The sequence below is a fragment of the Amorphoplanes friuliensis DSM 7358 genome (genome assembly GCF_000494755.1).
Taxonomy (GTDB): domain Bacteria; phylum Actinomycetota; class Actinomycetes; order Mycobacteriales; family Micromonosporaceae; genus Actinoplanes; species Actinoplanes friuliensis.
Map to the genome: position 1 here is coordinate 6,777,430 of NC_022657.1, position 26,946 is coordinate 6,804,375.

At 71.0% G+C, this 26,946-nt stretch carries 32 protein-coding genes; 14 read left to right on the top strand and 18 right to left on the bottom strand.

Features of this window, described 5'->3' with window-relative positions:
* The first annotated feature begins 195 nt into the window (after nt 1–195).
* Entirely contained in the window at nt 196–2,400 is a 2,205-nt protein-coding gene (locus AFR_RS31335) for an RICIN domain-containing protein (protein ID WP_023560831.1), read from the top strand.
* 22 nt (nt 2,401–2,422) lie between these two features.
* Complete coding sequence (locus tag AFR_RS47175; RefSeq protein WP_023560832.1) at nt 2,423–2,569, top strand: hypothetical protein; 147 nt, start codon at nt 2,423–2,425, stop codon at nt 2,567–2,569.
* Here the strand turns inward: AFR_RS47175 and AFR_RS31340 are convergent.
* Both AFR_RS31340 and AFR_RS31345 read right to left on the bottom strand, forming a co-directional pair.
* Entirely contained in the window at nt 2,566–3,585 is a 1,020-nt protein-coding gene (locus AFR_RS31340) for an adenosine deaminase (RefSeq protein WP_023560833.1), read from the bottom strand. The genes AFR_RS47175 and AFR_RS31340 overlap by 4 nt on opposite strands.
* On the bottom strand, nt 3,582–4,367 hold the full coding sequence (locus AFR_RS31345) for a trans-aconitate 2-methyltransferase (RefSeq protein WP_023560834.1): 786 nt from the start codon (nt 4,365–4,367) through the stop codon (nt 3,582–3,584). The genes AFR_RS31340 and AFR_RS31345 overlap by 4 nt, the downstream gene beginning before the upstream one ends.
* Nucleotides 4,368–4,432: 65 nt before the next feature.
* On the opposite strand from AFR_RS31345, the gene AFR_RS31350 reads away from it, so the two are divergent.
* Complete coding sequence (locus AFR_RS31350; protein WP_023560835.1) at nt 4,433–5,410, top strand: aldo/keto reductase; 978 nt, start codon at nt 4,433–4,435, stop codon at nt 5,408–5,410.
* A gap of 10 nt (nt 5,411–5,420) precedes the next feature.
* Nucleotides 5,421–5,621, top strand: a complete 201-nt coding sequence (locus AFR_RS31355) for a hypothetical protein (protein WP_023560836.1) — start codon at nt 5,421–5,423, stop codon at nt 5,619–5,621.
* A gap of 102 nt (nt 5,622–5,723) precedes the next feature.
* On the opposite strand, the gene AFR_RS31360 is transcribed toward AFR_RS31355, so the two are convergent.
* From AFR_RS31360 to AFR_RS31390, 7 genes are all read right to left on the bottom strand, one after another.
* Nucleotides 5,724–5,927 (bottom strand): cold-shock protein, encoded by a 204-nt coding sequence (locus AFR_RS31360; protein ID WP_013732668.1) that lies wholly within the window; start codon nt 5,925–5,927, stop codon nt 5,724–5,726.
* Nucleotides 5,928–6,189: 262 nt separating this feature from the next.
* Nucleotides 6,190–6,462 (bottom strand): DUF4235 domain-containing protein, encoded by a 273-nt coding sequence (locus tag AFR_RS31365; protein ID WP_023560837.1) that lies wholly within the window; start codon nt 6,460–6,462, stop codon nt 6,190–6,192.
* Nucleotides 6,459–6,932 carry a DUF3618 domain-containing protein gene (locus AFR_RS31370; protein ID WP_023560838.1) on the bottom strand — a complete coding sequence of 158 codons (474 nt, stop codon included), beginning with the start codon at nt 6,930–6,932 and terminating at the stop codon, nt 6,459–6,461. Before AFR_RS31370 ends, AFR_RS31365 begins: the two co-directional genes overlap by 4 nt.
* On the bottom strand, nt 6,929–7,363 hold the full coding sequence (locus tag AFR_RS31375; protein ID WP_023560839.1) for a phage holin family protein: 435 nt from the start codon (nt 7,361–7,363) through the stop codon (nt 6,929–6,931). Before AFR_RS31375 ends, AFR_RS31370 begins: the two co-directional genes overlap by 4 nt.
* A 75-nt stretch (nt 7,364–7,438) precedes the next feature.
* The gene (locus AFR_RS31380; RefSeq protein WP_041841274.1) at nt 7,439–8,626 is read right to left on the bottom strand and encodes a mechanosensitive ion channel family protein; all 1,188 of its coding nucleotides are present in this window, start codon (nt 8,624–8,626) and stop codon (nt 7,439–7,441) included.
* Between the two features lie 100 nt (nt 8,627–8,726).
* A complete protein-coding gene (locus tag AFR_RS31385; protein WP_023560841.1) occupies nt 8,727–9,545 on the bottom strand; it encodes a DUF1206 domain-containing protein in 819 nt (272 codons plus the stop codon).
* 61 nt (nt 9,546–9,606) lie between these two features.
* A complete protein-coding gene (locus AFR_RS31390) occupies nt 9,607–9,930 on the bottom strand; it encodes a hypothetical protein (protein ID WP_023560842.1) in 324 nt (107 codons plus the stop codon).
* 46 nt (nt 9,931–9,976) lie between these two features.
* Between AFR_RS31390 and AFR_RS31395 the strand changes: the two genes are divergently transcribed.
* Complete coding sequence (locus tag AFR_RS31395) at nt 9,977–10,258, top strand: GNAT family N-acetyltransferase (protein ID WP_023560843.1); 282 nt, start codon at nt 9,977–9,979, stop codon at nt 10,256–10,258.
* 4 nt (nt 10,259–10,262) lie between these two features.
* Here AFR_RS31395 and AFR_RS31400 read toward each other — a convergent pair whose 3' ends face one another.
* Entirely contained in the window at nt 10,263–11,840 is a 1,578-nt protein-coding gene (locus AFR_RS31400) for a glycoside hydrolase family 3 protein (RefSeq protein WP_041841275.1), read from the bottom strand.
* 189 nt (nt 11,841–12,029) lie between these two features.
* On the opposite strand from AFR_RS31400, the gene AFR_RS46905 reads away from it, so the two are divergent.
* From AFR_RS46905 to AFR_RS31415, 4 genes are read left to right on the top strand one after another with little or no spacing between them, the layout of a single operon-like run.
* The gene (locus AFR_RS46905) at nt 12,030–12,170 is read left to right on the top strand and encodes a hypothetical protein (RefSeq protein ID WP_158510585.1); all 141 of its coding nucleotides are present in this window, start codon (nt 12,030–12,032) and stop codon (nt 12,168–12,170) included.
* 19 nt (nt 12,171–12,189) lie between these two features.
* A complete protein-coding gene (locus AFR_RS31405; protein ID WP_023560846.1) occupies nt 12,190–13,140 on the top strand; it encodes a TIGR03557 family F420-dependent LLM class oxidoreductase in 951 nt (316 codons plus the stop codon).
* Between the two features lie 40 nt (nt 13,141–13,180).
* Complete coding sequence (locus AFR_RS31410) at nt 13,181–14,827, top strand: RecQ family ATP-dependent DNA helicase (protein ID WP_023560847.1); 1,647 nt, start codon at nt 13,181–13,183, stop codon at nt 14,825–14,827.
* A 7-nt stretch (nt 14,828–14,834) separates the two neighbouring features.
* Nucleotides 14,835–15,338, top strand: a complete 504-nt coding sequence (locus AFR_RS31415; RefSeq protein ID WP_023560848.1) for a hypothetical protein — start codon at nt 14,835–14,837, stop codon at nt 15,336–15,338.
* Between the two features lie 27 nt (nt 15,339–15,365).
* Here AFR_RS31415 and AFR_RS31420 read toward each other — a convergent pair whose 3' ends face one another.
* Nucleotides 15,366–15,902, bottom strand: coding sequence for a GNAT family N-acetyltransferase (locus tag AFR_RS31420; protein WP_023560849.1), 537 nt, complete (start codon nt 15,900–15,902; stop codon nt 15,366–15,368).
* Between the two features lie 36 nt (nt 15,903–15,938).
* On the opposite strand from AFR_RS31420, the gene AFR_RS31425 reads away from it, so the two are divergent.
* Together AFR_RS31425 and AFR_RS31430 are read left to right on the top strand one after the other, a co-directional pair.
* Entirely contained in the window at nt 15,939–16,781 is an 843-nt protein-coding gene (locus tag AFR_RS31425; protein WP_023560850.1) for a helix-turn-helix domain-containing protein, read from the top strand.
* Entirely contained in the window at nt 16,774–17,196 is a 423-nt protein-coding gene (locus tag AFR_RS31430) for a VOC family protein (RefSeq protein ID WP_023560851.1), read from the top strand. Before AFR_RS31425 ends, AFR_RS31430 begins: the two co-directional genes overlap by 8 nt.
* On the opposite strand, the gene AFR_RS44155 is transcribed toward AFR_RS31430, so the two are convergent.
* The 6 genes from AFR_RS44155 to AFR_RS31460 form a co-directional block, all read right to left on the bottom strand.
* On the bottom strand, nt 17,166–17,741 hold the full coding sequence (locus AFR_RS44155; protein WP_023560852.1) for a dihydrofolate reductase family protein: 576 nt from the start codon (nt 17,739–17,741) through the stop codon (nt 17,166–17,168). The genes AFR_RS31430 and AFR_RS44155 overlap by 31 nt on opposite strands.
* Nucleotides 17,738–18,361 carry a response regulator gene (locus tag AFR_RS31440; RefSeq protein WP_023560853.1) on the bottom strand — a complete coding sequence of 208 codons (624 nt, stop codon included), beginning with the start codon at nt 18,359–18,361 and terminating at the stop codon, nt 17,738–17,740. Before AFR_RS31440 ends, AFR_RS44155 begins: the two co-directional genes overlap by 4 nt.
* Nucleotides 18,358–19,629, bottom strand: coding sequence for a sensor histidine kinase (locus AFR_RS31445; RefSeq protein ID WP_023560854.1), 1,272 nt, complete (start codon nt 19,627–19,629; stop codon nt 18,358–18,360). The genes AFR_RS31440 and AFR_RS31445 overlap by 4 nt, the downstream gene beginning before the upstream one ends.
* 8 nt (nt 19,630–19,637) lie before the next feature.
* The gene (locus tag AFR_RS31450; protein ID WP_023560855.1) at nt 19,638–20,378 is read right to left on the bottom strand and encodes an ABC transporter permease; all 741 of its coding nucleotides are present in this window, start codon (nt 20,376–20,378) and stop codon (nt 19,638–19,640) included.
* Nucleotides 20,378–21,286, bottom strand: a complete 909-nt coding sequence (locus AFR_RS31455; protein ID WP_023560856.1) for an ABC transporter ATP-binding protein — start codon at nt 21,284–21,286, stop codon at nt 20,378–20,380. The genes AFR_RS31450 and AFR_RS31455 overlap by 1 nt, the downstream gene beginning before the upstream one ends.
* Before the next feature lie 82 nt (nt 21,287–21,368).
* A complete protein-coding gene (locus AFR_RS31460) occupies nt 21,369–22,565 on the bottom strand; it encodes a glycosyltransferase (protein ID WP_023560857.1) in 1,197 nt (398 codons plus the stop codon).
* A gap of 67 nt (nt 22,566–22,632) precedes the next feature.
* On the opposite strand from AFR_RS31460, the gene AFR_RS31465 reads away from it, so the two are divergent.
* The gene (locus AFR_RS31465) at nt 22,633–23,136 is read left to right on the top strand and encodes an SRPBCC family protein (RefSeq protein WP_238547158.1); all 504 of its coding nucleotides are present in this window, start codon (nt 22,633–22,635) and stop codon (nt 23,134–23,136) included.
* Entirely contained in the window at nt 23,133–24,140 is a 1,008-nt protein-coding gene (locus AFR_RS31470; protein WP_023560859.1) for an SDR family oxidoreductase, read from the top strand. The genes AFR_RS31465 and AFR_RS31470 overlap by 4 nt, the downstream gene beginning before the upstream one ends.
* Before the next feature lie 108 nt (nt 24,141–24,248).
* Here the strand turns inward: AFR_RS31470 and AFR_RS31475 are convergent, their stop codons facing one another.
* Nucleotides 24,249–25,838 carry a phytoene desaturase family protein gene (locus AFR_RS31475; protein ID WP_023560860.1) on the bottom strand — a complete coding sequence of 530 codons (1,590 nt, stop codon included), beginning with the start codon at nt 25,836–25,838 and terminating at the stop codon, nt 24,249–24,251.
* Between the two features lie 102 nt (nt 25,839–25,940).
* Between AFR_RS31475 and AFR_RS31480 the strand changes: the two genes are divergently transcribed.
* Nucleotides 25,941–26,897, top strand: a complete 957-nt coding sequence (locus tag AFR_RS31480; protein WP_023560861.1) for a YihY/virulence factor BrkB family protein — start codon at nt 25,941–25,943, stop codon at nt 26,895–26,897.
* Nucleotides 26,898–26,946: the final 49 nt, after the last annotated feature.

Genomic DNA, 26,946 nt, shown 5'->3' on the forward strand with positions numbered 1-26,946 from the left:
CGATTGCTTAGATCTGTATTAAAGGCGTTCCCCTGGCGCCGCCGGGCTGGCACGCTCAATGCCGATCCCATCCGGCTTTCCGGTCCCCGCACCGCAGCAACTCCCCACACCGGGGACCGGGACAGCCACCTCGCGGTGGGAGGTGGTCACCCCATAACCCCCTCCCACCGCGCCCCCGCAGCACGAGGAGATGGTTTGTCCACCCACCGCCGGCCCGCGCCCCGGGCGGAGCCGCTGCCGGTCAAACGGCGCGCGGTCCCCGAGCGTGGACGACGCCGGGCGTCGCCCCGACCGCACCGGCTGCTGCCGGTGCTGCTCGGCGTGGCCGTGCTGGGCATCGGCGGGGTGGTGGGGCCGAGTGTCGTCGGCGGCGCGTGGAGCCCGGACGACAAGGGTCAGGACCGCGAACGCATCACCTATGCCTCGCTGCCGGACGACGACCCCGGCCAGGGGCTGGTCTACGACGGCCTCGTGCCGGCCTCCGCCGACTCGCTGTGCGCGGGCATCTACGAGCTCGACGAGGAGACCTGCACGCACGGCCCCGACCCGGCGCCCGCCGGGCTGAAGGTGAGCCGGGACGTGCCGCCGGTGACCGCGAAGGTGCCGGAGCCCGAGGAGCCGAGGCGTGAGGCGGCCGCGGTGCCGCCCGACGCCGAGATCGTGCGCGACCAGGGCGGCAGCTCGTTGTCGCCCGGCGCACCCGCACTGATCCCGGACGCCGCGCCCGGCGAGGCCGACTTCATCATGGGCACCCACGACGTCGCCTGCGAGGGCGACGGCCGCACCGGCAAGCGCGTCCAGGTGCTCTACCTGCACGAGTTCGGCACGCCCAGCCGGTACACCGACTTCCTCGGCTCGATGCGCACCTGGTCGGCGGGCGTCGACCAGATCTTCGACGCGAGCGCCGCCGAGACCGGTGGCTCCCGGCACGTCCGCTTCGTGACGACCCCGCAGTGCCGGGTCGACGTGGCCGAGGTGCAGGTGCCCGAGGCGGCCCTGGAGTCGTTCACCGGCAACATCGACGCGCTGCAGACGCTCGGTTACAACCGCACCGACCGCAAATACCTGATCTTCGCGGACTCGAACGTGTACTGCGGCATCGGCACGTTCGTCGCCGACAACCGCCCGGGGCTGGGCAACCGCAACAACGGCGGTCCGTCGTACGGCCGGGTCGACGCGGGGTGCTGGAGCTCGGTGGTGGCCGCCCTCGAGGTGACCCAGATGTTCGGTGCGCTGCTGCAGGACTCGCCGAACTCCACGGGTTCCGGCAGCTGCACCGACGACTACGACCTGCTGTGCGCCAAGGACCGCTCGGGCACGGCGCTGCGGACCGTCTGCCCCAAGAAGCACGAGAACCGCCTCGACTGCGGGCACGACGACTACTTCAACACCAACCCGTCACCGGGCAGTTACCTCACAAAGAGCTGGAACGTCGCCCAGAGCGAGTTCCTGCTGCGCGGCGACGGCGGCGACGACCTGCCGGACGCCCCGAACGCTCCGCCGGCCGAGCCGGACGCGACGCCGAGGGCCACACCGTCCACCGAGGCCGCAGAGGTGCCCGCGCCGGGTCCCACCGGCGGCAACGAGTCCGACGGCGGCGGTGACGCCGTGGCGCCGCCCGGTCCGGACGCGACCGAGCCGGCGGCCCCGCCGACCACCGGCGCGCCCGCTGCCGACCCGACCGGCGAGCCGACCGCACCCGTGCCGACGCAACAGGCGGCGGCCCCGGCAGTGCAGGCTGTCCTGGAGGTCCGCGAGCCCACCAGCACCTCCGTCCGGCTCACCTGGAGCGCCGCGTCCCCCAAGGCGACGTACGAGGTGGAGGTCGACGGGGTCAAGATCGCGACCACGGTCGCGACCCGGGCCCGGCTGATCGGCCTGCGACCGGACGCCAAATATCAGGTGACCATCCGCAGCACGGCGACCGGCTACGTCGCCAAGGGCACGGCGCAGTCCGCGCCGGCGGCCCGGCCGGCCGCGAACGCCTGGTTCGTCCTGACGAACTCACTGACCGGCGGTGCGGCCGACCTGTACGCCGCCCGGACCGCGAACGGCACGCCGGTGACACTCGGCGGCGTGGACGGCGACTCGCAGCAACAGTGGAAGCTGGTCCCGGCCGGGGGCACCTCGTTCTCCCTGCAGTCGCGGGCCACCGGCAAGTGTGTGGTGCCGCTCGACGGCAACCCGGTGGCGGGCGCGCCACTCGTGCAGGGCGACTGCACGCGGGCCGACAGCGGCCGCTGGTCGCTGTTCGCCACCGATCACGGATTCAGCTTGCGAACGACCGCCGGTGGCCTGGTCGCCGGTGTGGGCAGCCAGCGTTTCGGCGCGGCCCGGCTGCTCGTCCTGCAGCAGCCGGACAAGGCCCGGCACCAGAGTTGGACAGCGGTTCCCGGCTGAGGCCCGGGCGAGGGGAGTGACGATGCTGGACACGGACGTACAAACGGACCCGGAAGTCGAACCCGACGACGGCCCGCGCCAGGTCAACTGGCGACGGGTCGTGCGGGCGGTGACGATCCTGACCCTGGGCATCGTCGCCGTACTGGCGATCTGGCAGGAGCCGCTCTAGCTGGTGGCGGCGTACTCGTCGATCTCGGCCAGCAGGGCGGACTTGCCGCCGGCCGGCAGGAACGACGCCTGGACGGCTGCGCGGGCCAGGCCGGCCACGCCGGGCTTGTCGAGGTCGAGCAGCCGGGCGGCGACGGCGTACTCCTCCTCGAGGGTGGTGCCGAACATCGGCGGATCGTCGGAGTTGATCGTCACCGGCACACCGGCGGCGACCAGCACCGGCAGCGGGTGCTCCTCGATCCTCTCCACGGCCCGGGTCCGCACGTTCGACGTCGGGCAGACCTCGAGCGGGATCCGGTTGTCGGCCAGGTAGGCCATCAGCTGCGGGTCCCGGGCGGCGGAGATGCCGTGCCCGATGCGTTCGGCGCCCAGGTCGCGCAGCGCGTCCCAGATGGTCTCCGGGCCGGTGGTCTCCCCCGCGTGCGGGACGCTGTGCAGCCCGGCGGCGCGGGCCTTGTCGAAGTACGGCTTGAACTGCGGCCGCGGCACACCCACCTCGGGGCCGCCGAGCCCGAAGCTGATCAACCCGGCGGGCCGCTCCTCGAGGGCGATCCGCAGGGTCTCCTCGGCGGCGGCCAGCCCGGCCTCACCGGGAATGTCGAAGCACCAGCGCAGGTCGATCCCGAAGTCGGCGGCCGCACCCGTGCGGGCGTCCTCGATGGCCGCGCAGAACGCCGGCGCCGGGATCCCCCGTCGCACGTGGGAGTACGGCGTGATGGTCAGCTCGGCGTACCGGACCTGCTGACGGGCCAGCTCGCGGGCCACCTCGTAGGTCAGCGTGCGGACGTCCTCGTCGTCGCGGATCAGGTCGACGACGCTCAGGTAGACCTCGATGAAGTGGCCGAAGTCGCGGAAGGCGAAGTAGTCGGCGAGCGCGGCCGGGTCGGCGGGCACCGGGCTCGCACCCTCGTGCCGGGCCGCCAGCTCGGCGACGATGCGCGGCGAGGCGGAGCCGACGTGGTGCACGTGCAGCTCGGCCTTGGGCAACCCGGCGATGAACGAGGTCAGGTCGGTCAACTTCTCTCCCCCTGTGCGGTGGTCGCCACCACGAAGATCCGGCGGAACGGGAACGCCACGAACCCGTTCCGGGCAGGGTATTCCGCCGCCAGACGGGCACCGAGGGCGGCCCGGAAGTCCTGCCACCGCGTGTCGTCCAGGGCGGCCCGCACCGGGCGCAGCGCCGTGCCTTCCATCCACCTCAGCACGGGGTGGTCCTCCCCGGCCACCGGCAGCAGGTGCACGTAGGTCGTCTCCCAGGCGTCGACCGCGGCACCGGCGTCGGCCAGCAGGCCGGCGTAACCCACCGGGTCGTCCACCGGCGCCTCGCGGACGAGCTCACCGACCGTTTCCGCGTACGCGGAGCTGCGGGCGACCTCGCGCAGGGCGCGGTGAGAGGGGGCGCCGAAGTTGCCCGGGACCTGCATGGCGAACCACGCGCCGGGCGGCAGCGCCCGCACCCAGCGGCTGATCAGCTGCTGGTGGCCCGGCACCCACTGCAGGGCCGCGTTGGTGACGACCACGTCCGTGCCGGGGCCCGGCTCCCAGTCGCGCAGGTCGGCGACGGTGAACTCCACGGGCGCGCCGAGGTCCCGCGCCTTCGTGATCATCTCGGGTGAGGAGTCGACACCGGTGACACGTGCGCCGGGCCAGCGCTCGGCGAGGCTCGCGGTCAGCTCGCCGGGACCGCAGCCGAGATCGGTCACGGCGCGGGGCTCCGTGGCGCCGATGCGGTTGGTCAGGTCGAAGAACGGGCGTGAACGCTCGGCGCCGAAGCGGTGGTAGACAGCGGGATCCCACATCTCACTTCTCCAAACCGTACGTACGTCTTTTTTGCACCGTACCACCGGACGGATAGGGTCACGGGGTGGAGAATCGCAGCTTCGGCCGGATGGGCCGCACCGTCGGCGTGATCGGACTCGGCGCCTGGCAACTCGGCGCCGACTGGGGAAGCGTCAGTGAGGAGGACGCCCACGCCACGCTGGCCGCGGCGGTCGACTCCGGCGTGACCTTCATCGACACCGCCGACGTCTACGGCGACGGCCGCAGCGAGCAGGTCATCGGGCAGTTCATCAAGGACCGGCCGCACCTGACCGTGGCGACCAAGATGGGCCGGCGGGTGCCGCAGGAGCCCGGCAACTACACGCTCGACAACTTCCGGGCGTGGACCGACCGCTCGCGCACCAACCTCGGCGTCGAAACCCTCGACCTGGTGCAGCTGCACTGCCCGCCGACCCCGGTGTTCTCGACGGAGGCGGTCTACGACGCCCTCGACACGCTGGTGCAGGAGAAGCGCATCGCGGCCTACGGCGTGAGTGTCGAGAAGGTCGACGAGGCCCTGGCGGCCATCGCCCGGCCGGGCACCGCCAGCGTCCAGATCATCCTGAACGCGCTGCGGCTCAAGCCCCTCGAGCAGGTGCTGCCCGCCGCCGCGGCCGCCGGTGTCGGCATCATCGCCCGGGTGCCGCTGGCCAGTGGGCTGCTGTCCGGCCGTTACGACGAGCACACGACGTTCGGCGCCGACGACCACCGCAACTACAACCGCCACGGCGAGGCCTTCGACGTCGGCGAGACGTTCTCGGGCGTCGACTTCGAGACCGGCCTCGAGGCCGTACGCCGGCTCAAGCCGCACGTGCCGGCGGGCGCGACCATGGCGCAGTTCGCGCTGCGCTGGATCCTCGACCAGAGCGGCGTCACCGTGGTCATCCCCGGTGCCCGCAACCCGGAGCAGGCTCAGGGCAACGCCTCCGCGGCCGCCCTCGCGCCGCTCGACGCCGAGGCCCACGCCGCCGTCCGGTCGGTCTACGACGAGCTGATCAGGCCCCAGGTCCATGACCGCTGGTGAAGGAGTGCCCATGAAGGGCTGGCCGTGGCTGACCGGGGGCGCGCTCGCCCTCGTGATCGGCGTGCTGTGGACCGCGCAGGGTTTCGACCTGCTCGGTGGCAGCGTCATGAGCGGCGTGACGATCTGGGCCGTGATCGGGCCGGTCGTCGCCGTGGCCGGCCTGGCGCTCATCGTCGTCGGCGTCCGGGCCCGCGCCCGGAGCAAGCAGTAGCGGAACAGAAGAACCCCGCACCCCTGAACAGGGGATGCGGGGTTGTTCAAGCCGATCTCCGCCAGGCGATCGACAGCCGGCGTCGCCGCCGGCAGGTTGGCATCAGAGCGGGCGAACCTGTTCCGCCTGCGGGCCCTTCTGGCCCTGGGCGATCTCGAACTCGACCCGCTGGTTCTCTTCCAGAGTGCGGTAACCGCTGCTCTGGATGGCCGAGAAGTGGACGAACACGTCAGCACCCCCGCCGTCGACGGTGATGAAGCCGAAGCCCTTGTCTGCGTTGAACCACTTCACGGTTCCTTGCGCCATGCTGAACTCTCCTTCTGAAAATGCCGGCCCGGTGATGCGGGGCCGATGGTCGTTTTCGAGCAGCGGCACCGCGAGGGGCGGCTTTTCAGAAGGACGAACCCCTGAACCACGTACACAAAAACTGGCCACACTGTACCCGAAAAAGTAGCCCGAAAGCTGCCCCCCGGGAGAATCCCGTCGACGCCCACGGAACCGGAAAAGGCCTCCGCTAGCGCTCAGGGAGCGCCGGAGGCCTTGACCGGGGTCTATGCGTTGCGGTCGATCAGTCCGGCCACTCGCCGGTGAAACGACGGACGCCGACAGCGCCTCCGCGATCGACGAGCGCCCGCACCGCGGCGAAGATGGCACCCTGCAGTGCCGCCGCGGCGAGGATCTCTCCCCAGCCACGGTCCTCGTCGGTCGCGTTCGGGGCGTCGTCGTCACCGGAGGCGAGCTTCCAGATCTCCTTGAAGACAAAACCGGCGATGGCACCGGCACCGAGGCCCAGCGCGAGCCCGACCGGCTTGTACGCCACCTTCTGGAGCTTGCTGCTCACTTACGCCTCCCCCGCACGATCAGGATGATGCCGACCAGGGCCACACCGGCCGCGAGCACAGCGGCGAACGGGACCGGGTTGCGCCGGACCTGCACCCGGGCCTCCTGGACCTTGTCCAGCGCGCCGGACTCACGAGCCTTGTCGCCGGCCGTCGCCGCGGTCTCACGAACCTTGTCGAGGGCCGGGGCGACCTTGTCACCGGCCTGGCCGGTGGCGGTGCGCACCTTCTCGGACGCCACACCCACGGCGGCGGCAGCGGCTCCGCGGACCTTCTCGGTCGCGTCGTGCACCTGCGCCCGGGCCTTCTGCTTGGTCTGCTCGACCTGCTCCTTGGCCCGCGCCTTGACGTCCGCCTTGGCCGCGAGGGCCTGGACGGTCTCGCCGAGCTCCGCGCGGGTCTGCTTGATCTCCTCGCGGAGGGCAGCCACGTCGGGCTTGCCCCCGGAGGATCCGTTCTTGTTGTCGCTCATGCCCGGCTCCTGGTCTTGATCGCGTGCTTGACCTCATCGACGTCCGCCTTCGCGCTGGCGATGGCGGCCGACGGCTCCGGCGGGACAGCCTGGGTGACCTGCTTCTTGCCGAGCAGCGCCAGGACCCCGGCCGTGGCGAACAGCACCACGGTGATAATCAGGGCGGCGAGCCACAGCGGCAGGAACAGATCGAGAACGATGATCAGCGTGGCGAACAGTGCCCCGACGCCGTACAGCGCGAGCACCCCTCCTCCGCCGAACAGACCCACACCGATGCCGGCGTGCTTACCCTTCTCCGTGAGCTCCGCCTTTGCGAGCGCGATCTCATCCTTCACCAGACGAGAGAGCTGCTCGCTCGCCTTCTGTACCAATTCCGAGGTGGACTGGTCGGTCGCCGGACGGACCGGGCTACCGTTCAGGACATCGGCCATGGTGTCCTCCTTTCCCAATGAAGGCTTGTATGCCCTGCACAGGGCCGGATCAATCCTCGCGTACGAAGACCAGAATTACTGCCGCATACCGGACGCAGAGGCGACAACAGGCTCCTCCGGGCCACCAAAAGTGGCCGCACGTTCGTTGCCGTCGCCGATTCCGCTGAAGACCCGGGCGTCGTCGGAGGCCTCGGGCTCGATCCCCGGCCGTGACCCGGACCGCGCGGGCAGGATGCGGCTGCTCTCGCCCACCTCGGCGCGCACCCGGGGCAGCGACTCGCGGCGGTGCTCGAAGACCCAGGCGACCAGGCGTTCGCGCACGAGGCAGCGCAGGTCCCACAGCGAGCCCGCGTCATCGGCGCTGACCAGGGCCCGCAGCCGGATCATGCCGCCGACCGCGTCGGTCACCTGCAGCACGCAGACACGGCCGTTCCACAACTCCGTGCCCTCGCACACCGCGCGCAACTCCGCGCGCATCGGCTCGATCGGCGCGGACCAGTCCACGTCGATCTCGGCCGTGCCGAGCACCGCTGAGCCCGTACGCGTCCAGTTCTGGAAGGGTTTGGTGGTGAAGTAGGACGTGGGGAGGATGAGCCGCCGGTCGTCCCAGATCTGCACCGCGACGTAGGTGAGGGTGAGCTCCTCGATGCGGCCCCACTCCCCCTCGACGACCACCACGTCGTCGATGCGCACGGCGTCGCTGAAGGCGAGCTGGAGACCGGCGATCAGGTTGCCCAGCGTGCTCTGCGCGGCCAGCGCGGCGATGACCGAGACGAGTCCGGCCGACGCGAGCAAGCTGGCACCGAGCGCACGGACGCCGGGGAAGGTCATCAGCATCACGCCGAGGGTGACCACGACGATGACGGCGACGGTGACCCGGCGCAGCATCACCACCTGGGTCTTGAGCCGGCGGGCCTTGAGGTTGTCGGCGACGTCGACCCGCCACCGGGCCAGGGCCGCGTCCTCGAGGACGAGCAGCAGGGCGCCGATGAGCCAGGCGACGGAAGCTATCACCAGGATCACCAGGGCGTGCAGAACGCCGGTGCGGCCCGGGAAGTCGCCGGCGAAGCCCCGCAGGGCCTGCTGCACGGCGAACACGATCATGGTGGCGAGGAACGGTTTGTGTGCCGTCGTCGCCAGGTCGTCCAGCAGGGTCGATCGGCGGCCGAGACGCCTGAGGATCCAGTGCACCACCTCGACGAGCACGAGCGCTGAGCCCGCCGCGACGACAACGGCGAGCAGGGCGGTCATAACGCTGGTCACGGTTTCCCTCTCCTGGTTCAGGGGTCGTTGCCAGCGATCTACCTTGCCCTGCCCGCCGGTTCGTGGAACCTGATTGCGGAAGGTCGGACTTTGCTCTGCGTCACACCTTGCGGTAGCGCGCCTGCGAGAAGCAGTAGACGCCGAAGCAGGCGATGCCCAGCGCGACCAGGGCCAGCAGCCACGGGCCGAACGGCTGGTCCACCAGCAGCTTCAGCGCGGCGTCGAGGCCACGGGCCTTCTCGGGGTCGTACGTCACGGCCGCGGCGACGATGAGGCCACCGGCGATGGCGTAGGCGACACCCTTGGCGGAGTAGCCGGCAACACCGAGGCGACGGGTGGTCTTGCGGACGGTCGCGTTCATCTGCTGCGTGTTGAGCTTCTGCTCGAACTTCTTGGTGATGCCGTAGACCAGCAGGCCGATGCCGACGCCGATCACCACGAGGCCGATGAAGCCGACGAGCCAGCGGCCGCCGCTGTTGTCCATCAGGCTGGACGCGCCCTTCTGCTGGCTGTCGCCGGTCGAGGCGTTCGAGCCCTGCAGCACCTTGATCCCGGTCCAGGCGAACGACAGGTAGATGATCGCGCGGGCGCCGGAGACAACCCGCTCGGCGATCGCCTCCTTGCCCTGCTGACCGCTCTCGCCGATCGCGGCCTCGAACGCCTGCCAGATGGCCAGAGCGATCATGCCGATGACGGCGATGACCACCAGCGCCTTGCCGAACGGCTTGGTGGCGAGCTCCTGGAGCGCGCCGGACTGGTCGCTCTCGGCCGAGCTGCCGAACGCGACCTGGAGGGCGAGCCAGGCGAAGAGGAGGTGGATGACGCCGTACATGACGAAGCCACCACGGGCGAGATATTCGAGCGGCTTGCTGTCGGCGGCACGGGAGGCCGAGCTGCGGGCTTGCTGGGTGGCTGACATGCCGCCTTCTTTGACCTGCAGCAAACTTTTTGAAACCTGCTGCCCGTGCCGGCCGATCGTGCTAGCGAGACACGACAAAGCCGACGTTGTCGGCGGTGACACTGTCCAGGGTGACCTGGAGGCCGGCGACGTCCACGGCCTGCTGGCCCTTGGTGAGCTGGATCTGCTCCCCGGCCACCTCGAGAGTCACCGTGTTGGCGTCGGCGCTGACGAACTTGGCCTCCACGCCGAGGACGCTGGCACTGGCACTGGTGCTGCGCTCGAGAGTGACGGTGCACTGGTCGAGTCCACAGCTGACGTTGTCGCTGCTGCATCCGGCGAGGAGGGCCAGACCCAGAGCGGCCGAGGTGAACAGGGCGGCGATACGCGGTGCTGCGGTGTTCATCACCCGATCAAGAGTACGGGCTGTCCGCCAACCTAGGCTGGGACGCATGGACGTCACCGTGCAGGACAACCCGGCCCGCCACCGCTTCGAGATCCTCGTCGACGGCGAGGTGGCCGGTTTTGCCGACTACCGCGTCCGGGACGAGGCCGTGGTCGTCGTGCACAGCGAGGTCGACCGGGCGTACAGGGGTCAGGGCCTGGGCGGCACGCTGGCCGGACAGACCCTGGACGCCCTGCGGGAGCGCGGCGTGAAGGTCGTCCCCGCGTGCCCGTTCTTCGCGAAGTACGTCGCGGAGCACCCGGAGTACGACGACCTCGTCGCGAACTGAACCGTCAGGCGGCGAGCGCCTGCGACGCCAGGTGCGGCACCGAGGTGCCGGCGATGATCTCGGCCGCCGCCTGACCGCAGGCCCGCGTGGCGCCATAGGTCGCGAGGTGCAGGCCGCCGCTGACGACGACCGGCACACCCATCTCGACCACGATCGCGTCGGGACGCACGGCCAGGGTGCGCTCGAGCGCGTCCGCGATCCACGGGTGCCGGTGCACGTCCCGCACCACGAGCACCAGCGGGCGGGCGCCGGCACCGGCGAGGATCGGGGCGACCGGGTCGGTCACGCCGGCCAGGTCGTCGGCGGAGAGCCGGACCGACGTGGTCCCCGGCAGCAGGGTGTTCAGCGGTGCGCCCACACCCCAGGGCGTCTCGGCGCCGATGGCGATGTTGCGCGGCGGGGCGAACTCGACCACGTGCGGCGGGAGGGTCAGCGGCAGGTCCGGGGCGTCCGCGGTGGCGGTCACGCGGACCGCACGGCGGGCGGCGGCCTGGCCGACGACGGATCCACCGATCACGGCGACCTCGTGCGCGTCCGATCCGGCGGCGTCGGCCACGGCGCGGGCGCCGATCGAGGTCTGCGTCTCCAGCGTCCAGGCGGCCAGCTTGCGGACCCGGGCCGCGGCGTCGCGCAGCCGCGCCTCCGGCAGCTCGCCACTGCGGACGGCGGCGACGATGGCATCCCGCAGGCGGAGCGCGGTCTGCTCGTCGGCGTGGTCGCCGCCGACACAGATGGCGTCGGCGCCGGCGGCCAGGGCGCGCACGGTGGCGCCCTCGAGGCCGTAGGCGCGGCGGACGCCCTGCATCTCGATGCCGTCGGTGACGATCAGGCCCTCGAAGCCCAGCTCCTCGCGGAGCAGCCCGGTCAGGATCCGCCGGCTCAGCGTCGCGGGCAGGTCCGGGTCGTACGCGGGCACGAGCAGGTGACCGGTCATGACCGACTGCACGCCCGCGGCGATGGCGGCCCGGAACGGCACCAGCTCGACCTCGTCCAGCCACTCGCGGCTGCGGTCGATCAGGGGCACGTCGTGGTGCGAGTCGACGGCGGTGTCGCCGTGACCCGGGAAGTGCTTGGCGCAGGCGGCGACGCCGGACTCCTGAAGGCCCCGGATCCACGCCGCGCCGTGCCGGGCCACGAGGCCGGGTTCGGCGCCGAACGCGCGGACGCCGATCACCGGGTTGTCGGGGTTGCTGTTGACGTCGGTGTCCGGCGCGTAGTCCAGCGTGATGCCGGCGTGGGCCAGCTCCAGGCCGAGGTCGCGGGCGACGGCGGAGGTCAGGTCGGTGTCGTCGATCGCGCCGAGGCCGAGGTTGCCGGGCCGGGAGCTGCCGTGCCGCGACTCGAAGCGGGTGACGTCACCGGCCTCCTCGTCGATGGCCACGATGACGTCCGGCCGTTCGGCGCGCAGTTGGGCGGTCAGCGCCGCGACCTGCGCGGGCGACTCGACGTTGCGGGCGAACAGCGCAACGCCGCCCAGCCCCTCACCCAGCCGGCGCCGGACCCAGTCGGGCACCGTGGTGCCGACAAAGCCGGGCTGTAGAACTGTCGCGGCCAGATCTGGCAATTCGCCATGATTCGGCATAAGTCGGCGTACCTCCGGTGACGACAAATACGCGCTCAGCGAGCACGTCCCCCAACGTGATCGACCGGCGACCGTCATGGGCGCGGCGACGACCTATGGTCACCCAGTTCCTGCCTATAGTCAACAAACCTTTCTATTAAGCCCACTTAAAGTATTCGTCCGCTTGCTCGGCTCGGTAGGCTTTCCTCCGTGCACAGTCACGTGGTCTCCCCGGTCCTGGCCGCTTCCGGAGTGGACTGGTCGGAGGTGCACGCCGTGCGCCTCCTCGGCATCGCGCTGGGCGCGTTGATCCTGCTCTGGGCCATCCGCCGGATGTTCGGCGGCAAATAACCGGGGTACTCCGATTGCCATGCGAATCGGATATTTTCTCTCCAGCGAGGAGTACACCCCGGCCGAGCTGCTCGAGCAGGCCAAGGGCGCCGAGCGGGCCGGCTTCTCGGGGCTCTGGATCTCGGACCACTACCACCCCTGGGTGGACGCGCAGGGCCAGAGCGCCTTCGTCTGGTCCACCATCGGGGCGCTCAGCCAGGTCTGCTCCCTGCCGATCACCACGGCCGTCACCTGCCCGACCGTCCGGATCCACCCGGCCGTGATCGCGCAGGCCGCCGCCACCAGCGCGGTGCTGACCGGGGGAAAGTTCCGGCTCGGCCTCGGCACCGGTGAAGCACTCAACGAGCACATCTTCGGTGACGCCTGGCCGGAAGCCGACGTCCGCCTCGAGATGCTCGAGGAGGCCGTCGAGATCATGCGCGAGCTGTGGAAGGGCGGCGTCGTCTCGCACCGCGGCAAGCACTACACCGTCGAGAACGCCCGGGTCTACACACTGCCGGAGAAGCCGGTCGAGATCCTGATCTCCGGCTTCGGCCCGAAGGCCACCTCCGTCGCGGCGCGGATCGGTGAGGGGTACGTCAGCACGATGCCCGACGGCGACCTCGTGCGGCAGTTCCGCTCGACCGGCGGTGGCGACCGCACGTGCCAGGCCGGTTTCAAGGCCGCCTTCGCCGCCACCGAGGAGGAGGGCGCGCGGATCGCGTACGAGAAGTGGCCGAACGCCGGCGTGCCCGGTGAGCTCTCCCAGGTCCTGCCCTCGCCGAAGCACTTCGAGCAGGCCGCGCAGCTCGTCACGCAGGACCAGGTCAAGGAGGCGTTCGTGTGCGGCAACGACCCGGCCGCCCACCTGGAGATGATCGAGAAGTACGCCGCCGCCGGCTTCGACGAGGTCTACGTGGCCAACACCGGACCGAACTGGCAGGGCCTCTTCGATCTGTACGCCGAGCACGTCCTCCCGAAGACGTCGTAGGCGTTTGCCGACGGCACCGGTGGGGCACAATGGCCGCTCGATGAAGCTACCCATCTATGGCCACCGCCTGCGCAAGGTCGCTCGCCGGCATTTCGGCTGGCCCTCGCTGCGACCGGGCCAGTTCAAGCCCATGCGGGCCGTGCTGCGCCGCCACGACGCGCTGGTCGTGCTGCCCACCGGTGCCGGCAAGTCGGCGATCTACCAGATCCCGGCGGTGCTGCTGCCGGGGCCGACGGTGGTGATCTCCCCGCTGCTCGCCCTGCAGCAGGACCAGATCGCCGCGCTCAACGAACGCGACGACCCCGCGGTCCGGGCGGTCCGGGTCAGCTCCGCCGAGACGCCGAACCAGCAGAAGGAGGCGATCCGCGAGATCGCCGAGGGCCGGGCGGAGTTTCTGTTCATCACGCCGGAGCAGCTGAGCAATCCGGAGCGGATGGCCGAGGTCCGCGCGCTGCGGCCCGGCCTGGTCGCGATCGACGAGGCGCACTGCATCAGCGCCTGGGGTCACGACTTCCGTCCCGATTACCTGTCGCTGGGCCATCTGATCAAGGGCATCGGGCGGCCGCCGGTGCTGGCGCTGACCGCGACGGCGTCACCGCCGGTCCGCGACGACATCATCGCGCGGCTGCACCTCAACAAGCCCGAGATCCACGTCTCCGAGCTGGACCGTCGCAACCTCTTCCTCGAGGTGGCGTACTGCCCCGACGAGGCCTACCGGTGGCGCCGGCTCACCGCGCTGATCGACGAGTCACCGCGCCCGGGCATCATCTACGTGGCCACCCGCCGGGCGGCCGAGGAGCTGGCCGAGCGGCTCACCCAGGCCGGCTACAGCGCCGACTTCTATCACGGTGGCATGGCCTCCGGCGCTCGCGAGAAGGCCCACGAGGACTTCTCCGCCGACAAGGTCGACATCATGGTCGCCACGTCGGCGTTCGGGATGGGGATCGACAAGGCGAACATTCGCTGGGTCGCGCACGTCGCCCTGCCGGACTCCCCGGACAGCTATTTCCAGGAGATCGGCCGGATGGGCCGCGACGGCGAGCCGGGCCGCGCCCTGCTGCTCTGGCGGGCCGAGGACGAGGCGATCCAGCGCTTCTTCAACGGTGGCAGCCCCGACCTGGTGGAGATCCGCGAGCTGGCCGCCGCGCTGCGGGAGGGCCCGATCACCAAGACGGCGCTCAAGGACAGGACCGGTCTGGGGCCACGCAAGCTCGGTCAGTTGCTCGCCCTGCTCGAACAGGTGGGCGCCGCGGTGGCGGGCTCCGGCAACAAGTGGACCGTTCCCGTCTTCGCACCGCTGCCGGCCGCCGCGGCCGAGGCCGCGGTCGCGGAGTACGAACGCCAGCAGGTCGTGCAGCGCTCCCGCAACGACATGATGCGCGCGTTCGCACAGACGAACGCGTGTCGTAGCCAGACACTGCTGGCCTACTTCGGCGAGGATCTCGCCGAACGCTGCGGCCACTGCGACAACTGCGCCGAAGGCGTGGCGGAAGTGATCGAGGAAGAAACCGGTGACGAGCCGTTCCCCGTGCACAGCACGGTCCGGCACGCCGAATGGGGTCCCGGCATGGTGATGGGGTACGAGGAGGAGCGTATGACGGTGCTCTTCGAAGAGGTCGGATACAAGACCCTCTCCGTGCCGGTCGTCCAGGAGAACGCACTGCTGGTCGCCGAGAAGAAGAAGTGAGGATTTCGTGACGGACGTACCGCTGTACGCCAAGTTCGGATTCACCGATGCCGAGTGGGGGCTGCTCGTCGGCCTGCCTCAGTCGGTGCTGACCGCCGCGAGCGTCGTGACCCACGACAGTGCACGCAAGACCCGGGCCGAGACGGCCGCCGGCCTGGACCAGATCTCCGACGCCCGCGCGTCGGCGAGTCAGCTGGTCACGGCGATCGCCAAGGCCGTGCTCGACCAGACCGGCGACCCGGACCGCGGTGAGGAGATGACCGCGATCGAGCCGGCCGACCCGGTCGGGTACGCCCAGGACGTGCTCACCCGGGCCGCCGAGGCCAACGCCCTGCTGGCCGCCAAGGCCGACGCGGCGGACGCCACGACCTACAAGCACTGGCTGGTGGAGATCGCCGAGAGTGTGGTCGGTGCCGCGTCGACCGGCGGTGTGCTCGGCATCGGCGGCGACGTCGTGACCGACAACGAGCGGGCCTTCCGCGACGACCTCGCGAAGAACCTGGCGGACTGACGCCGATGGCTGCGCCGGGGGCTCAGGTCACCGGCGCAGCCACTCGTCACGGCTGATCTCGTAGACGTCCACCGGCTGCTTCGTGGCCGGCACGGTCGTCCGCCGATCGAAGCTCATACCCAGTTTTTCCATCACGCGTCCCGAGCGTCCGTTGTCGGCGTGCCGGATGCTCACCAGCCGGTCGAGGCCGCAGTCGGCGAAGCCGAAGCGCATGGCCTCCCGCGCACCTTCCGTGGCCAGCCCCGAGCCCCAGTACGCCCGGCGCAGCCGCCAGCCGATCTCGACAGCGGGCAGCACCTCGGGCAGGAACTCGGGCACCGCCATCCCGACCCAGCCGGCGAGGTCCCCGGTGTCACGCAGTTCCGCCGCGAAGAGGCCGTAGCCGTTCTTCTCGAAGTTCGCCTCCGCCCGCGCCAGGAACGCCTCGGACTCGCCGCGGTCCTGCACCGTGCCGTCGCGGATGTACCGCATGACCTCGGGGTCCGCGTTCATCTCCGCGAGGGCGTCGAGGTCGGCCGGGCGCCAGCGGCGCAGGATCAGGCGTTCGGTGGTCAGCTCGGTCATGGGCACCATCCTCGCCCAGGTGGGATGCTCGGGGGCATGGTGGTCGACGAGTCCGCGTGGGCGCGACCGGCGGCGGCGCTGCGGCCGTACGTCGCGCACTATTCGGGCTGGCGGCAGGACGGTGCGCCGATGGTCACGCACCGCGGGCTGCCGTCGCCGTACCTGACGCTGGTCCTGACCCTCGACGATCCGCTGGTCGTGCATGCGCACCCCGACCGCCGCCAGTCCCCCGGCCGGTACGACGCGCTGCTCGGCGGGCTGCACCTGTCCCCGGCCCTGATCGCCCACGGTGGCCGGCAGGCCGGGGTGCAGGTCGCCGTGCATCCGCTCGGCTGCCGGGCGCTGTTCGGGCTGCCCGCGGGCGAGCTGTCCGGCCTCGATCTCGACCTGGCCGACCTGCTGACGGATGTCGAGCAGATCCGTGAGCGGCTCCGGGCCGCCGGGACGTGGCCGGAACGCTTCGCGGCGCTGGACGCCAGCCTGCTCGCGCTGGCCCGCCGCCGGCACGCCGAGGTGCACCCCGACGTGGCGCACGCGTTCGGCCGGCTGCTCACGACAGGCGGCCGTCTCCCGGTGCGCACACTCGCGGACGAGGTCGGGTGGAGTCCCCGCCACCTCACCGACCGGTTCCGCGTCGAGACCGGGCTCGGCCTCAAGGAGGCGGCCCGGGTGGTCCGCTTCGACCGGGCCCGCCGCCGCCTCACCCCGCGGACGCGGCTGGCGGACCTCGCCGCCGACTCCGGCTACTACGACCAGGCCCATCTGACCAGGGAGTTCCGGGCCCTGGCGGGCTGTTCGCCGTCACGCTGGCTCGCCGACGAGTTCACTTTTGTCCAAGACCAACACGCGTCGCGCGGCGAGGATGGTTCCCATGGCTGAGACAACTGAGCAACCACCGCCCCCGCAGGTATGGCCGACGCTGCGGGCCCGCGACGCCCGCGCCCTGATCAAGTTCCTCGTCGACGCGTTCGGCTTCACGGAGACCGCCGTCTACGGCGAGGGTGACCACGTCGCCCACGCCGAGCTCGCCTGGCCCCTGGGCGGCGGCATCATGCTGGGCTCGCACCGCGACGACCCGGACGACGCATGGGCACTGCGGCCGGGCACCTTCGGCGCGTACGTGGTCACCGACGACCCGGACGGCCTCCACGACCGTGCGGTCAAGGCCGGGGCGACGATCACCAAGGGACTGGCCGAGACCGACTACGGCTCCCGCGACTTCGCCGCCCGTGACCCCGAGGGCAACCTGTGGTCCTTCGGCACCTACCGCGGCGAGCCGGTCTCCAGGGCGTAACGCAGCACCACCGCACCGCCGTCGAACCGCCGGCTCTCCAGCAGCCGCAAGGACCGGGCGACGGCGGTGTGGTCGAAGAGCCGGGGGCCTTCACCCAGCACCACCGGGTGCACCGCGAGCAGCAGCTCGTCGACGACACCCTGATCGAGCAGCGGGCCGAGCGTCGCCGGGCCCGCGGAGAGCACGACGGTCCCGTCCAGCTCCCGCAGCCCGGCCGCCAGGTCACCGGAGAGCGCGCCCGGGCGCGACCGTGAGAAGACAACCTTGCGCAGCCCGGCGAGGATCTGCGCGAACTCGAGATCGGCCGGGCCCAGCTCGCTGACGTCCGCCGGCACCTCACCCCGCGCGACGGTCTCCCACCACGGCACGATCGCGTCGTACATGACCCGGCTCATCGCCCAGGTCTGCGCCCGCCGGAAGAACCCGTTGACGTACGCGGACTCCTCCTCGCCCCACGGGAAAGGCTCCCAGAACTGACCGTCCGCCCCGGCGATCCGCCCGTCGAGGGTGGTCTGCATGTGCAGGACGATGCTGCGCGTCTTCACCCTCCCAGGAGACCACGTTCGAAAGCTGCGGCCACTGCCGCCGCGCGGTCCCGGACACCGAGCTTCGCGTACGCGTGCAGCAGGTGAGTTTTCACCGTGGCCTCGCTGATGAACAGCCGGCCGGCGGTTTCCCGGTTGCTGCAGCCCTGGGCGATCAGGCCCAGCACCTCGAGCTCCCGCTGGCTCAGGGGTTCACGGGCCGGTGACCGCAGCTCTCCCATCAGGCGGCTCGCGACGGCCGGGGACAGCACGGATTCACCCCGGTGGGCGGCCGACACGGCCCGGAACAACTCCTCGCGGGGTGTGTCCTTGAGCAGATATCCGGTGGCGCCCGCCTTGATCGCCGGCAGCACGTCACTGTCGGTGTCGTACGTGGTCAGGACCAGCACCCGGGCCTCGAAGCCCTGCTCGCGCAGCGCGCGGATGGTGGTCACACCGTCCATGCCCGGCATGCGCAGGTCCATGAGGACCACGTCGGGCCGGACCCGGCGGGCGACGGCCAGGGCCTCGGTGCCGTCGGCGGCCTCACCCAGGACCTCGAAGCGTTCGTCGCCGGCGAACATGCCACGCAGCCCGTCGCGGACGACGGGGTGGTCGTCGACGATCAGCAGGCCGATCATGCGGCGACCGCCACGTGGATGGCGGGCACGCACGCCGAGATCGCCGTGCCCCCGCCGGGTTCCGACTCGACGGCCAGGGTGCCGGAGATGCGCTGGACACGTTCGCGCATGGCGGTGAGACCGTAGCCGCCTTCGTACTCGTCGGTCCGGCTCTGCGCCGGGTCGAAGCCGGCGCCGTCGTCGCGGACGTCCAGGGTCACGAGATCCTCCATGTAGGACAGGGTCAGCGCCACCCGGTCGGCAGCGGCGTGCCGGGCCACGTTGGCCAGCGCCTCCTGGGCCGTGCGCAGCAACGTCGCCTCGATCTCGGGGAGCAGGGGCAGTGCGGTGCCCGTGGTGATCAGCTCGGCGAAGACGCCGTTGACCTCGGACCAGCCGTCGACCACCTCGGCGAGGGCCTCCGGCAGGGCCGTACCGGTGAGCTGCTGCGGGCGGAGCGCCTGCACCGAACGCCGGGCCTCGGTGAGACTGTCGCGGGCCAGCTGCCGGGCCGTGTCGAGGTGCCGCCGGCGTTCGGTCTCCCGGTCGCCGGCCTGGTCGGCCGCCTCCAGCTGGGTGACGATGCCGGTCAGGCCCTGGGCCAGGACGTCGTGGATCTCCCCGGCCATGCGCTGCCGCTCGTCGAGGACACCGGCCTCGCGGGCCTGGACGAGCAGCTGGGCGTGCAGACCGGCGTTCTCGGTGAGGGCCGCGGCCAGCTTGTCGTTGGCCTCGGTCAGCTCGCGCAGCATCTCCGCCCGCCGGGCCGCGTGGTCGCTGGTGGCCACGGCCAGGAACGTCATGGTCACCGCGATGCCGACGTTGAAGAGCAGCACCAGCAGGAACGACGGCCAGTTCTTCGCCTCCGCGAGGGTCGGATAACCGCCGACCTGCGAGACCGCCGTGAAACACGCGACGCCGCCCGCGCCCGCCAGCCGCCACCGGCCGCGCAGCGTGTAGATCGTGAGCAGGTAACCGGTCCAGGCGAAGAACCCGAAGAGCGGGTTGCACCAGATCAGCACGCCGATCAGCACCAGCAGACCGGCGAAGAACGTGGCCATCAGCCGGGGCCGGTCACTCCACTCCGGATGCAGGGTGACCATCCACAGGATCCAGCCTGCGGTCACCGCCGCGACGGTCAGCGTGACCGGCAGCGGCTGGGCCGGCAGGTCGAGATCCCGCGCCACGATCACCAGTACGGTCGACCCGATCAACGCCAGGTAGGGCATCAGCAGCAGCCGCCGGTCGGCCCGGTGCCGCCAGATCTCGAGCCGGCTCGCGTCGGACATCGCTCTCCTCACTCCCAGCGGAAGGTACGGGCGGCAGCCACCCCGAAGACCAGCATGTACGCCACGAGCACCGTAAGCGACACCCAGGACGGCCACTGTCCGCTCATCGCCTCCTGCACCGCCCGCTCACCGGCACCCAGCGGGGTGAAGTCGGCGATCGTCTTGAGCAGACCCGGGAAGACCTCCCGCGGTAACCACAGCCCGGCGAAGAACATCGCGGGGAAGAGCACCAGCGTGCCGATGGTGTTGGCCGCCTTGCCGCTGGACGCGAGCGCGGCGATGAAAAGACCGATCGTGAAGGTGGCGCCGGCGGTGAGCAGGAACGCGACGGCGAACCCGAAACCCTGGCGCGGCAGCGGGACGTCGAAGATCACCCGGGCCAGGACCAGGACGATCACCGCGGAGGCGATCGCGCCGAGCAGGCTCATCACCAGCTGGGCGCCGAGCAGGGTGGTGGGCCGGGCCGGCGTGGTGGCCAGGCGGCGCAGGATGCCGCGTTCGCGGTAGGTGGCGAGCACCAGCGGCGCCGACTGCAGCCCGAGGGTGGCCAGGGTCAGGATGATCGCGATGGCGACGTACAGGTCGATGACCCGGGCGCCACCGATGTCGGGGTTCGGCTCCCGGAACGCCGGGACGCAGCCCAGGATGATTACCAGGATCGACGGGAACAGCAGCACCCAGAAGACCTGCATCGGCTCCCGCAGGAAGAGCCGCAGCTCCGACGCGGTGAACTTGGCGAAGACGCGCATCAGTTCTCCTCCCCCGCGGCGCGGCCGGTCAGAGCGACGAACGCGTCGTCCAGACTGGCCTGCTCGATGCGCAGGTCGTTGGCGATGATCTGGTGGGCGGCCAGCGTCGCGGTGACGGCGTGCAGGAGGTTGCCCTCGCCGATCACCTCCAGCTGGGATCCCTGCGTGCGGACCTCACGGACCTCGGCGAGCGCGGTCAGCAGGGCCGTGTCGAAGGCCACCGACGGGCGGAAGCGGATCCGCTGCTCGGCCTGCACCCCGGCGATCAGCCCGGCGGGGGTGTCGAGCGCGACGACCCGGCCGGCGTCGATCAGGGCCACGCGGTCGCAGAGCCGCTCGGCCTCCTCCATGAAATGCGTGACCAGCAGCACCGTGACACCGCGGTCGCGGATCGACTCGACCAGTTCCCAGGTGTCGCGGCGGGCCTGCGGGTCGAGACCGGTGGTGAGCTCGTCCAGGATGGCGATCCGCGGGTTGCCGATCAGGGCGAGCGCGATGGACAGACGCTGCTTCTGCCCGCCCGAAAGCTGCCCGAAGCGGGTGCCCAGCTTGGCGGTCAGGCCCAGCTCGCCGGCGAGCCGCTGCCAGTCGGCGGGCTCGGGGTAGAACACCGAGTAGAGCTCCAGCGCCTCCCGTACCGTCATCTTCTCGGGAAGTTGACTCTCCTGGAGTTGCACGCCGATCAGCTTGCGCAGCTCGGGATCGTGCGGGGCGCGGTCCAGCACGGTGATGGTGCCGTCGTCCGGGGTGCGCAGCCCGGCGATGCACTCGACGGTGGTGGTCTTGCCGGCACCGTTCGGGCCGAGGATGCCGAAGATCTCGCCACCCTCGACGGCGAAGGAGACATCCTGGACCGCGACCGTGTCCCCGTAGCGTTTCTGGAGGCGACTGACGTCGATTACTGTCATGCCTCCAGGGTCACAGTGGACACCCCGGTGCCGGATCGACCAGCTCGCGACATCACCGATCAACCGATCGGTGGATGGGGGGCTACGCCACGGCTTCAGCCTCGGTCGGCTTCCGCCCCGCAACAGCGGAGTAGACCGAACCGAGCTGCGACGCGACACGCTTCCACGAGTACGCCTGACGGGCCCGGTCGAGCGCCGCCGTGGCGTACGCGAACCGGCGTACCTTGTCGTTGACCAGACGTCGCAACGCACCGCCCAGGGCGCGCGGATCGCGGGCCGGCACGAGGTCTCCGGTGAGACCGTCGACGACGGTCTCGCTGATCCCGCCGATGGCGGTACCGATCACGGGGACACCGCAGGCCATCGCCTCCAGCGCGGCCGGCTCGAACTGGTCCTGCCAGGGGGCCGCGACGAGCAGGTCGGCCGAGCGGTACCACCGGGGCATGTCCTTGCCCGGGACCGAGCCGACGATCCGGACCCGGTCGGCGACCTGGTAGTGCTCGGCGAGGGCCCGCAGCCGCTTGGCCTGCGGGTCGGCGGCGAGCTGATCGGCGGACGGGCCGCCGATCACGACGTACTCGGCGCCCGGCACGTAACGCATGGCCTGGATGACGTCGCCGAAGCCCTTACGCTCGACGAGCCGGCCGACGGAGAGGATGCGGGTCCGCTCCGGGTCACGCTCGGCCGAAGGGCCGTCCGGGGTGAACCGGACGCTGTCGACACCGGCCGGGACGACGGTCAGACGCGCCCGCGGAACCCCGATGCGCACCAGCCCGCGGACCTCGTCCTGGCTCTGCGCGACCACCCGGTCGACGGCACGGCCGAGGGCACGCTCGTAACCGGCGCGCGAGGGGCCGCTCTCGGCCGGTCCGGCGACACCGAGCTCGTGGAACGACTGGACGACCGGGATGCCGACCTGACGCGCCGCCGTGACCGCGGCCAGGCCGCTGGTCCAGAAGTGGGCGTGGGCGACCTCGGGCAGCCAGTCGCTGTCGCGCCACTCGGTGCGCAGCCACTGCGCGAAGTCACCCATGTGGGACAGCAACTGCGCGGGCGGCAGGGCCATGGCCGGCCCGGCGGGGACGTGCACGACACACACGCCCTCACCCATCTTGACGATCGCGGGCAGCTTGGGATCGTCGCGGCGGGTGTAGACCCGCACGTCGTGGCCCAGGCCGGCCAGCGCGGTGGACAGTTCGGCGACATGACGCTGCTGCGCGCCGGCGGCGTCACCGGCGGGCAGTGGGCTCGCGTGCTCGGAGATCATCGCGATGCGCACTGGGTCCTCCTCCGACAGCTTGATTCCGGGAGAAGACCGGAGTTGAGGCTGCGATACGCGGCGAGTCATGCCCGTCACCCGGAAGCGTAAACATGTCGGTGCCGGGTATGACTTGCCCGTGGCTATCGTGCAGCGTACCGTTCCCGCCCGCCCGGAACAGGTCTTCGCCGTCCTCGCGGACGGATGGACCTACAGCGACTGGGTTGTCGGGACCGTTCATATCAGGGATGTCGATCCGCATTGGCCTCAGGTGGGCGCAAAACTGCACCACAAAGCCGGTCCGTGGCCTTTGTCACTGCACGACAGCTCGACGGTTCTGGCCGTCGAGCAGAACAGGATGCTGACCTTGACGGCGGGCCTGTGGCCGCTCGGCTCCGCGCGTGTCGAAGTGACCCTGGAGCCCGTCGGCGCGAGCGCAACCCGGGTCACCCTCAAGGAGGACTTCGAGGCCGGCCCCCTGCTCTTCGTCCGCAACAAGATCAACGATCTGGTCCTGCACCGCCGCAACATCGAATCCCTGCGCCGCCTGTCCGACATCGCGACCCGGGCGCCCAAGGAGGCCAAGTCGTGAGCCAGGTCGTCGTCATCGCCGGCGCCAGTGCCGGCATCGGCAGGGCCGTCACCGCGGCGTACGCCGCCCGCGGCGCCAAACTCGCCCTGATCGCCCGTGGCCGTGCCGGCCTCGAAGGCGCCTCCCTGGAGGCCCGGGCGGCCGGAGCAGCTGACGTCCGCACCTTCCAGGTCGACGTGTCGGACGCGGAAGCCGTGCAACGCGTCGCGGACGAGGTGGCCGGCGAATGGGGTGGCATCGACGTCTGGATCAACGACGCGATGGTCTCCGTCTTCGCCCCCGCCTGGGAGATCACCCCGTCCGAGTACCGCCGCGTCACCGAGGTCAACTACCTGGGCACCGTGTACGGCACCCTGGCCGCCCTGTCCCACATGCGCCGCGCGGGCCACGGCGCCATCGTGCAGATCGGCTCCGCTCTGGCCTACCGCGGCATCCCCCTGCAGGCGCCCTACTGCGCGTCGAAGCACGCGATCCAGGGCTTCAACGACTCCCTGCGCGCCGAACTGCTGCACGACGGCAACCGCGTGAAGCTGTCGATGGTCCAGCTGCCGGCCGTGAACACCCCGCAGTTCTCCTGGGTCCGTACCCGCCTGCCCCGCCACCCGCAGCCGGTCCCGCCGATCTACCAGCCCGAGGTTGTCGCCCGGGCCGTCCTGTGGATCGCCGACCACGGCAAACGCGAGATCAACGTCGGTGGCCCCACCCTGAAGACCCGCCTCGGCAACATCGCGGCGCCGGGCTTCCTCGACCGCCTGCTGTCCTCCGACAAGCGGGGCTACCAGGGCCAGCAGACCGCCGAGAAGATCGACCCGGCGACCTGGGTCGACAACCTCGACAAACCGGGTGACGAAGAGCGCGACCACGGCGCCCACGGCGTCTTCGACGACCAGTCCCGGACGAGCTCGTTCGCCCTCTGGGCCGCCATGCACAAACCCTTGGTCACCGGCGTGGTCGGCGCCGGCCTGGGGCTCGCCTCGGCGGCACTGCTCAACCGCCGCCGATAGCCGGCGACGCTCCCCGCCGACGGTCGGAGCACTGCTCACGGCCGTCGGCGGCGCCGGCTCCACGTCAGCGGCGCCGGCTCCGCACGTCGGCGGCCTCAGCTCCGGACCTCAGCGGTAGATGGCGTCGTGCGCCGCGTTGATCACGGCCTGGTAGGCCCGGCCGGTCAGGGCCCTGTCGCGGGCCAGGGCCGCACGGGCCGCGTTCGCTCCCGGCGCCCCGTGGACGCCGCCGCCCGGGTGGGCCGAAGCGCTGGCCAGGAAGAGGCGTTCCACCGGGGTGTCGGGCCGGCCCAGGCCCGGGATCGGGCGGAGGAACAGTTGCTGGAAGGCCGCCGCCGTGCCACCGCCGAGTGCGCCGCCCACCAGCGACGGGTTCTCCCGCTCGAGGTCGGCCGGTGAGAAGACGTTGCGGCCGACGACCATGCGGCCGAAGCCCGGGGCGTGCTCTTCCATGACCGCTTCCATGCGTTCCACGTGGGCGGCGATGTCTTCCGGGGACCAGTGCTTGCGGTGCGGCAGGTGGGTGTACGCCCACGCCGACTCCGTGCCCTCCGGCGAGTGGGACGGGTCGGCCGTGGTCATCTGGCCCATGAGCAGGAACGGGTGCGGTGGCATCTCGTCCGTGGCGAGGTGTGCGGCGTACCGGGTGAGGCCGTTGAGGTCGGCGCCCAGATGGACCGTTCCGGCGGTCGCGGCGGCCGGGTTCTTCCAGGGGATCTTGCCGTTGACCGCCCAGTCGACCTTGACCGTGGCGCCGTCCCAGCGGAAGAACTCGAGGTCCTCGGTGAAGCGGGACGGGAGCCAGCGTTCACCGACGAGGTCGAGGTACAGCGTGGGGGCCGGGATGTCCGCCAGCACCGCGCGGCGGGCGCGCCAGTTGCGGCCGTCGGCTGTGCGTACGCCCATGGCCTTGCCCTGGGCGACCAGGATGCGCGACACCGGGGTGTCGTAGGTGATCCGGCCGCCGCGCTCCTCGAGACGGCGGACGAGGGCGGCGGTGATCTGCTGGGCGCCGCCGACCGGGACCGGCCAGCCGTACTCCTGGCCGAGCATCGCCAGCAGCCAGCCGTAGACACCGCCGCCGGCTTCTTCCGGGGACAGGTCGGTGTGCAGGGTGCACCCGGCGAGCGCCAGCTTCGCGCCTTCACCCTCGAACAGCTCCGAGCCGAGCTCGCGGACAGAGAGGACCAGGCGGCGGGCCAGCCGCAGGGAGCCCGCCACGCGGAGCTGACGGGCCAGGCCGAGGCCGGAGCGTACCGGGGGGAACGGCTGGAAAAGCACCTTGAGCATGTGCGGGGAGACGCTGCTCCAGTCGTCGTACGCGTGGCGCCAGCGTTCGCCGTCGCCGGGCGCGAACTGTTCCATCGACGCCATCGTCGTCTCGAGGTCGCGGTTGATCGTGGCGGCACGGCCGTCCGGGAGCAGATGGGTCAGCACGTCCGGGGAGTGGGTCCAGGCCAGGCCCTGGTCCTGCAGCTCCAGGTTCTTCATCACCGGCGAGGCGTAGCCCAGCGGATAGAACGAGCTGAACAGGTCGCTCAGATAGCCCGGCGCCGTGACATAACCGGACCGGACCGCACCGCCGGGCTGCGGGGTGGCCTCGAGGACCTCCACGCTCCAGCCCGCGTCCGCCAGCAGGTTCGCCGCGACCAGGCCGTTGTGCCCGGCCCCGATGACAATCGCATCCGCACGTTCCACCGTGACCAGCCACCTCTCGTCGCGCTCGGCCCTACCCTGCCGAGTTTGTCGCAAACACGCCGCGGGTAGTGGCACTGCGCACTGCGTGACAAAGGGAGCGACATGACAGCCGCCACGACCGCGGTGCCGAGCCGCGTCCGGCAATTGCACTGGTCCACCTGGCGCGGCGTGCTGTGGCGGAGCGGGAAGGGTTTCCTCGACGACGACTGCGGTGACCTGGCGGCCGCCCTGACCTACAACGCCGTCCTGGCCATCTTCCCCGTCGGGATCGTTGTTGTCGCGCTGGTGAACCTCGTGACGGACGGGCGGACAGCCGTCGACACCGTCATCGGCATACTCAAGGATCTTGGTGCTGGGTCGGTGGTGGCCGACGAGAACCTCACCTCGGTGCTCGACGCGATCATCGTGCAGCAGAGCTCGGCCAAGGTGCTGCTGAGCTTCGGTCTCCTCGGCGCCCTGTGGTCGGCGTCCAACTTCGTCGGTGTTTTCACGCGCGCCTCGAACCGCGTCTACGGCGTACGCGAAGGGCGTCCGTTCTGGAAGTTGCGCCCCTTGCAGATCCTGGTGAGCGCGGTCGCCCTGCTGCTGATGGCCGCGGTGGCCGCCGGCCTGGTGATCAGCGGCCCGCTGGTCGACGCCGTCGGCAACGCGCTGCACGCCGGTGACACCGCCCGGCTCGCCTGGTCGATCGGCCGCTGGCCGGTGCTCGTGCTGATCCTGATGCTGCTGCTGTCGCTGCTGTTCTGGATCGCCCCGAACGTGAAGCAGCCGCGGTTCCGCTGGATCACCCTCGGCGGTTTTGTCGCCCTGCTCGTCTGGGCCCTCGCCTCGTTCGGCTTCGGGCTCTACGTCGCCAACTTCGCCTCCTACGACAAGACCTACGGCAGCCTCGGCGCGGTCATCGCGTTCCTGGTCTGGATGTACCTGGCCAACTCCGCGCTGATGCTCGGCGTGGAGATCAACGCCGAGGTGCAGCGCGGCCGGCAGTTGCAGGCGGGCGAGGACCCGGACCCGCCGCTGCCGGTCCGTGAGGAGCCCGACGACGACCAGTCGGTTTAGCGCCCGGATCGGCGGGCACCACTGAAGACGCAAGGCGGGGCAACACCTT

Excerpts from the sequence above, each read along its gene's own strand:
- AFR_RS47175 (WP_023560832.1), top strand. The coding sequence starts at position 2,423 with ATGCTGGACACGGACGTACAAACGGACCCGGAAGTCGAACCCGACGAC.
- AFR_RS31345 (WP_023560834.1), bottom strand. The coding sequence starts at position 4,367 with ATGTGGGATCCCGCTGTCTACCACCGCTTCGGCGCCGAGCGTTCACGC.
- AFR_RS31355 (WP_023560836.1), top strand. The coding sequence starts at position 5,421 with ATGAAGGGCTGGCCGTGGCTGACCGGGGGCGCGCTCGCCCTCGTGATC.
- AFR_RS31360 (WP_013732668.1), bottom strand. The coding sequence starts at position 5,927 with ATGGCGCAAGGAACCGTGAAGTGGTTCAACGCAGACAAGGGCTTCGGC.
- AFR_RS31370 (WP_023560838.1), bottom strand. The coding sequence starts at position 6,932 with ATGAGCGACAACAAGAACGGATCCTCCGGGGGCAAGCCCGACGTGGCT.
- AFR_RS31375 (WP_023560839.1), bottom strand. The coding sequence starts at position 7,363 with ATGGCCGATGTCCTGAACGGTAGCCCGGTCCGTCCGGCGACCGACCAG.
- AFR_RS31385 (WP_023560841.1), bottom strand. The coding sequence starts at position 9,545 with ATGTCAGCCACCCAGCAAGCCCGCAGCTCGGCCTCCCGTGCCGCCGAC.
- AFR_RS31390 (WP_023560842.1), bottom strand. The coding sequence starts at position 9,930 with ATGAACACCGCAGCACCGCGTATCGCCGCCCTGTTCACCTCGGCCGCT.
- AFR_RS31395 (WP_023560843.1), top strand. The coding sequence starts at position 9,977 with ATGGACGTCACCGTGCAGGACAACCCGGCCCGCCACCGCTTCGAGATC.
- AFR_RS31400 (WP_041841275.1), bottom strand. The coding sequence starts at position 11,840 with ATGCCGAATCATGGCGAATTGCCAGATCTGGCCGCGACAGTTCTACAG.
- AFR_RS31405 (WP_023560846.1), top strand. The coding sequence starts at position 12,190 with ATGCGAATCGGATATTTTCTCTCCAGCGAGGAGTACACCCCGGCCGAG.
- AFR_RS31410 (WP_023560847.1), top strand. The coding sequence starts at position 13,181 with ATGAAGCTACCCATCTATGGCCACCGCCTGCGCAAGGTCGCTCGCCGG.
- AFR_RS31420 (WP_023560849.1), bottom strand. The coding sequence starts at position 15,902 with ATGACCGAGCTGACCACCGAACGCCTGATCCTGCGCCGCTGGCGCCCG.
- AFR_RS31425 (WP_023560850.1), top strand. The coding sequence starts at position 15,939 with ATGGTGGTCGACGAGTCCGCGTGGGCGCGACCGGCGGCGGCGCTGCGG.
- AFR_RS31430 (WP_023560851.1), top strand. The coding sequence starts at position 16,774 with ATGGCTGAGACAACTGAGCAACCACCGCCCCCGCAGGTATGGCCGACG.
- AFR_RS31440 (WP_023560853.1), bottom strand. The coding sequence starts at position 18,361 with ATGATCGGCCTGCTGATCGTCGACGACCACCCCGTCGTCCGCGACGGG.
- AFR_RS31445 (WP_023560854.1), bottom strand. The coding sequence starts at position 19,629 with ATGTCCGACGCGAGCCGGCTCGAGATCTGGCGGCACCGGGCCGACCGG.
- AFR_RS31450 (WP_023560855.1), bottom strand. The coding sequence starts at position 20,378 with ATGCGCGTCTTCGCCAAGTTCACCGCGTCGGAGCTGCGGCTCTTCCTG.
- AFR_RS31455 (WP_023560856.1), bottom strand. The coding sequence starts at position 21,286 with ATGACAGTAATCGACGTCAGTCGCCTCCAGAAACGCTACGGGGACACG.
- AFR_RS31465 (WP_238547158.1), top strand. The coding sequence starts at position 22,633 with ATGCCCGTCACCCGGAAGCGTAAACATGTCGGTGCCGGGTATGACTTG.
- AFR_RS31480 (WP_023560861.1), top strand. The coding sequence starts at position 25,941 with ATGACAGCCGCCACGACCGCGGTGCCGAGCCGCGTCCGGCAATTGCAC.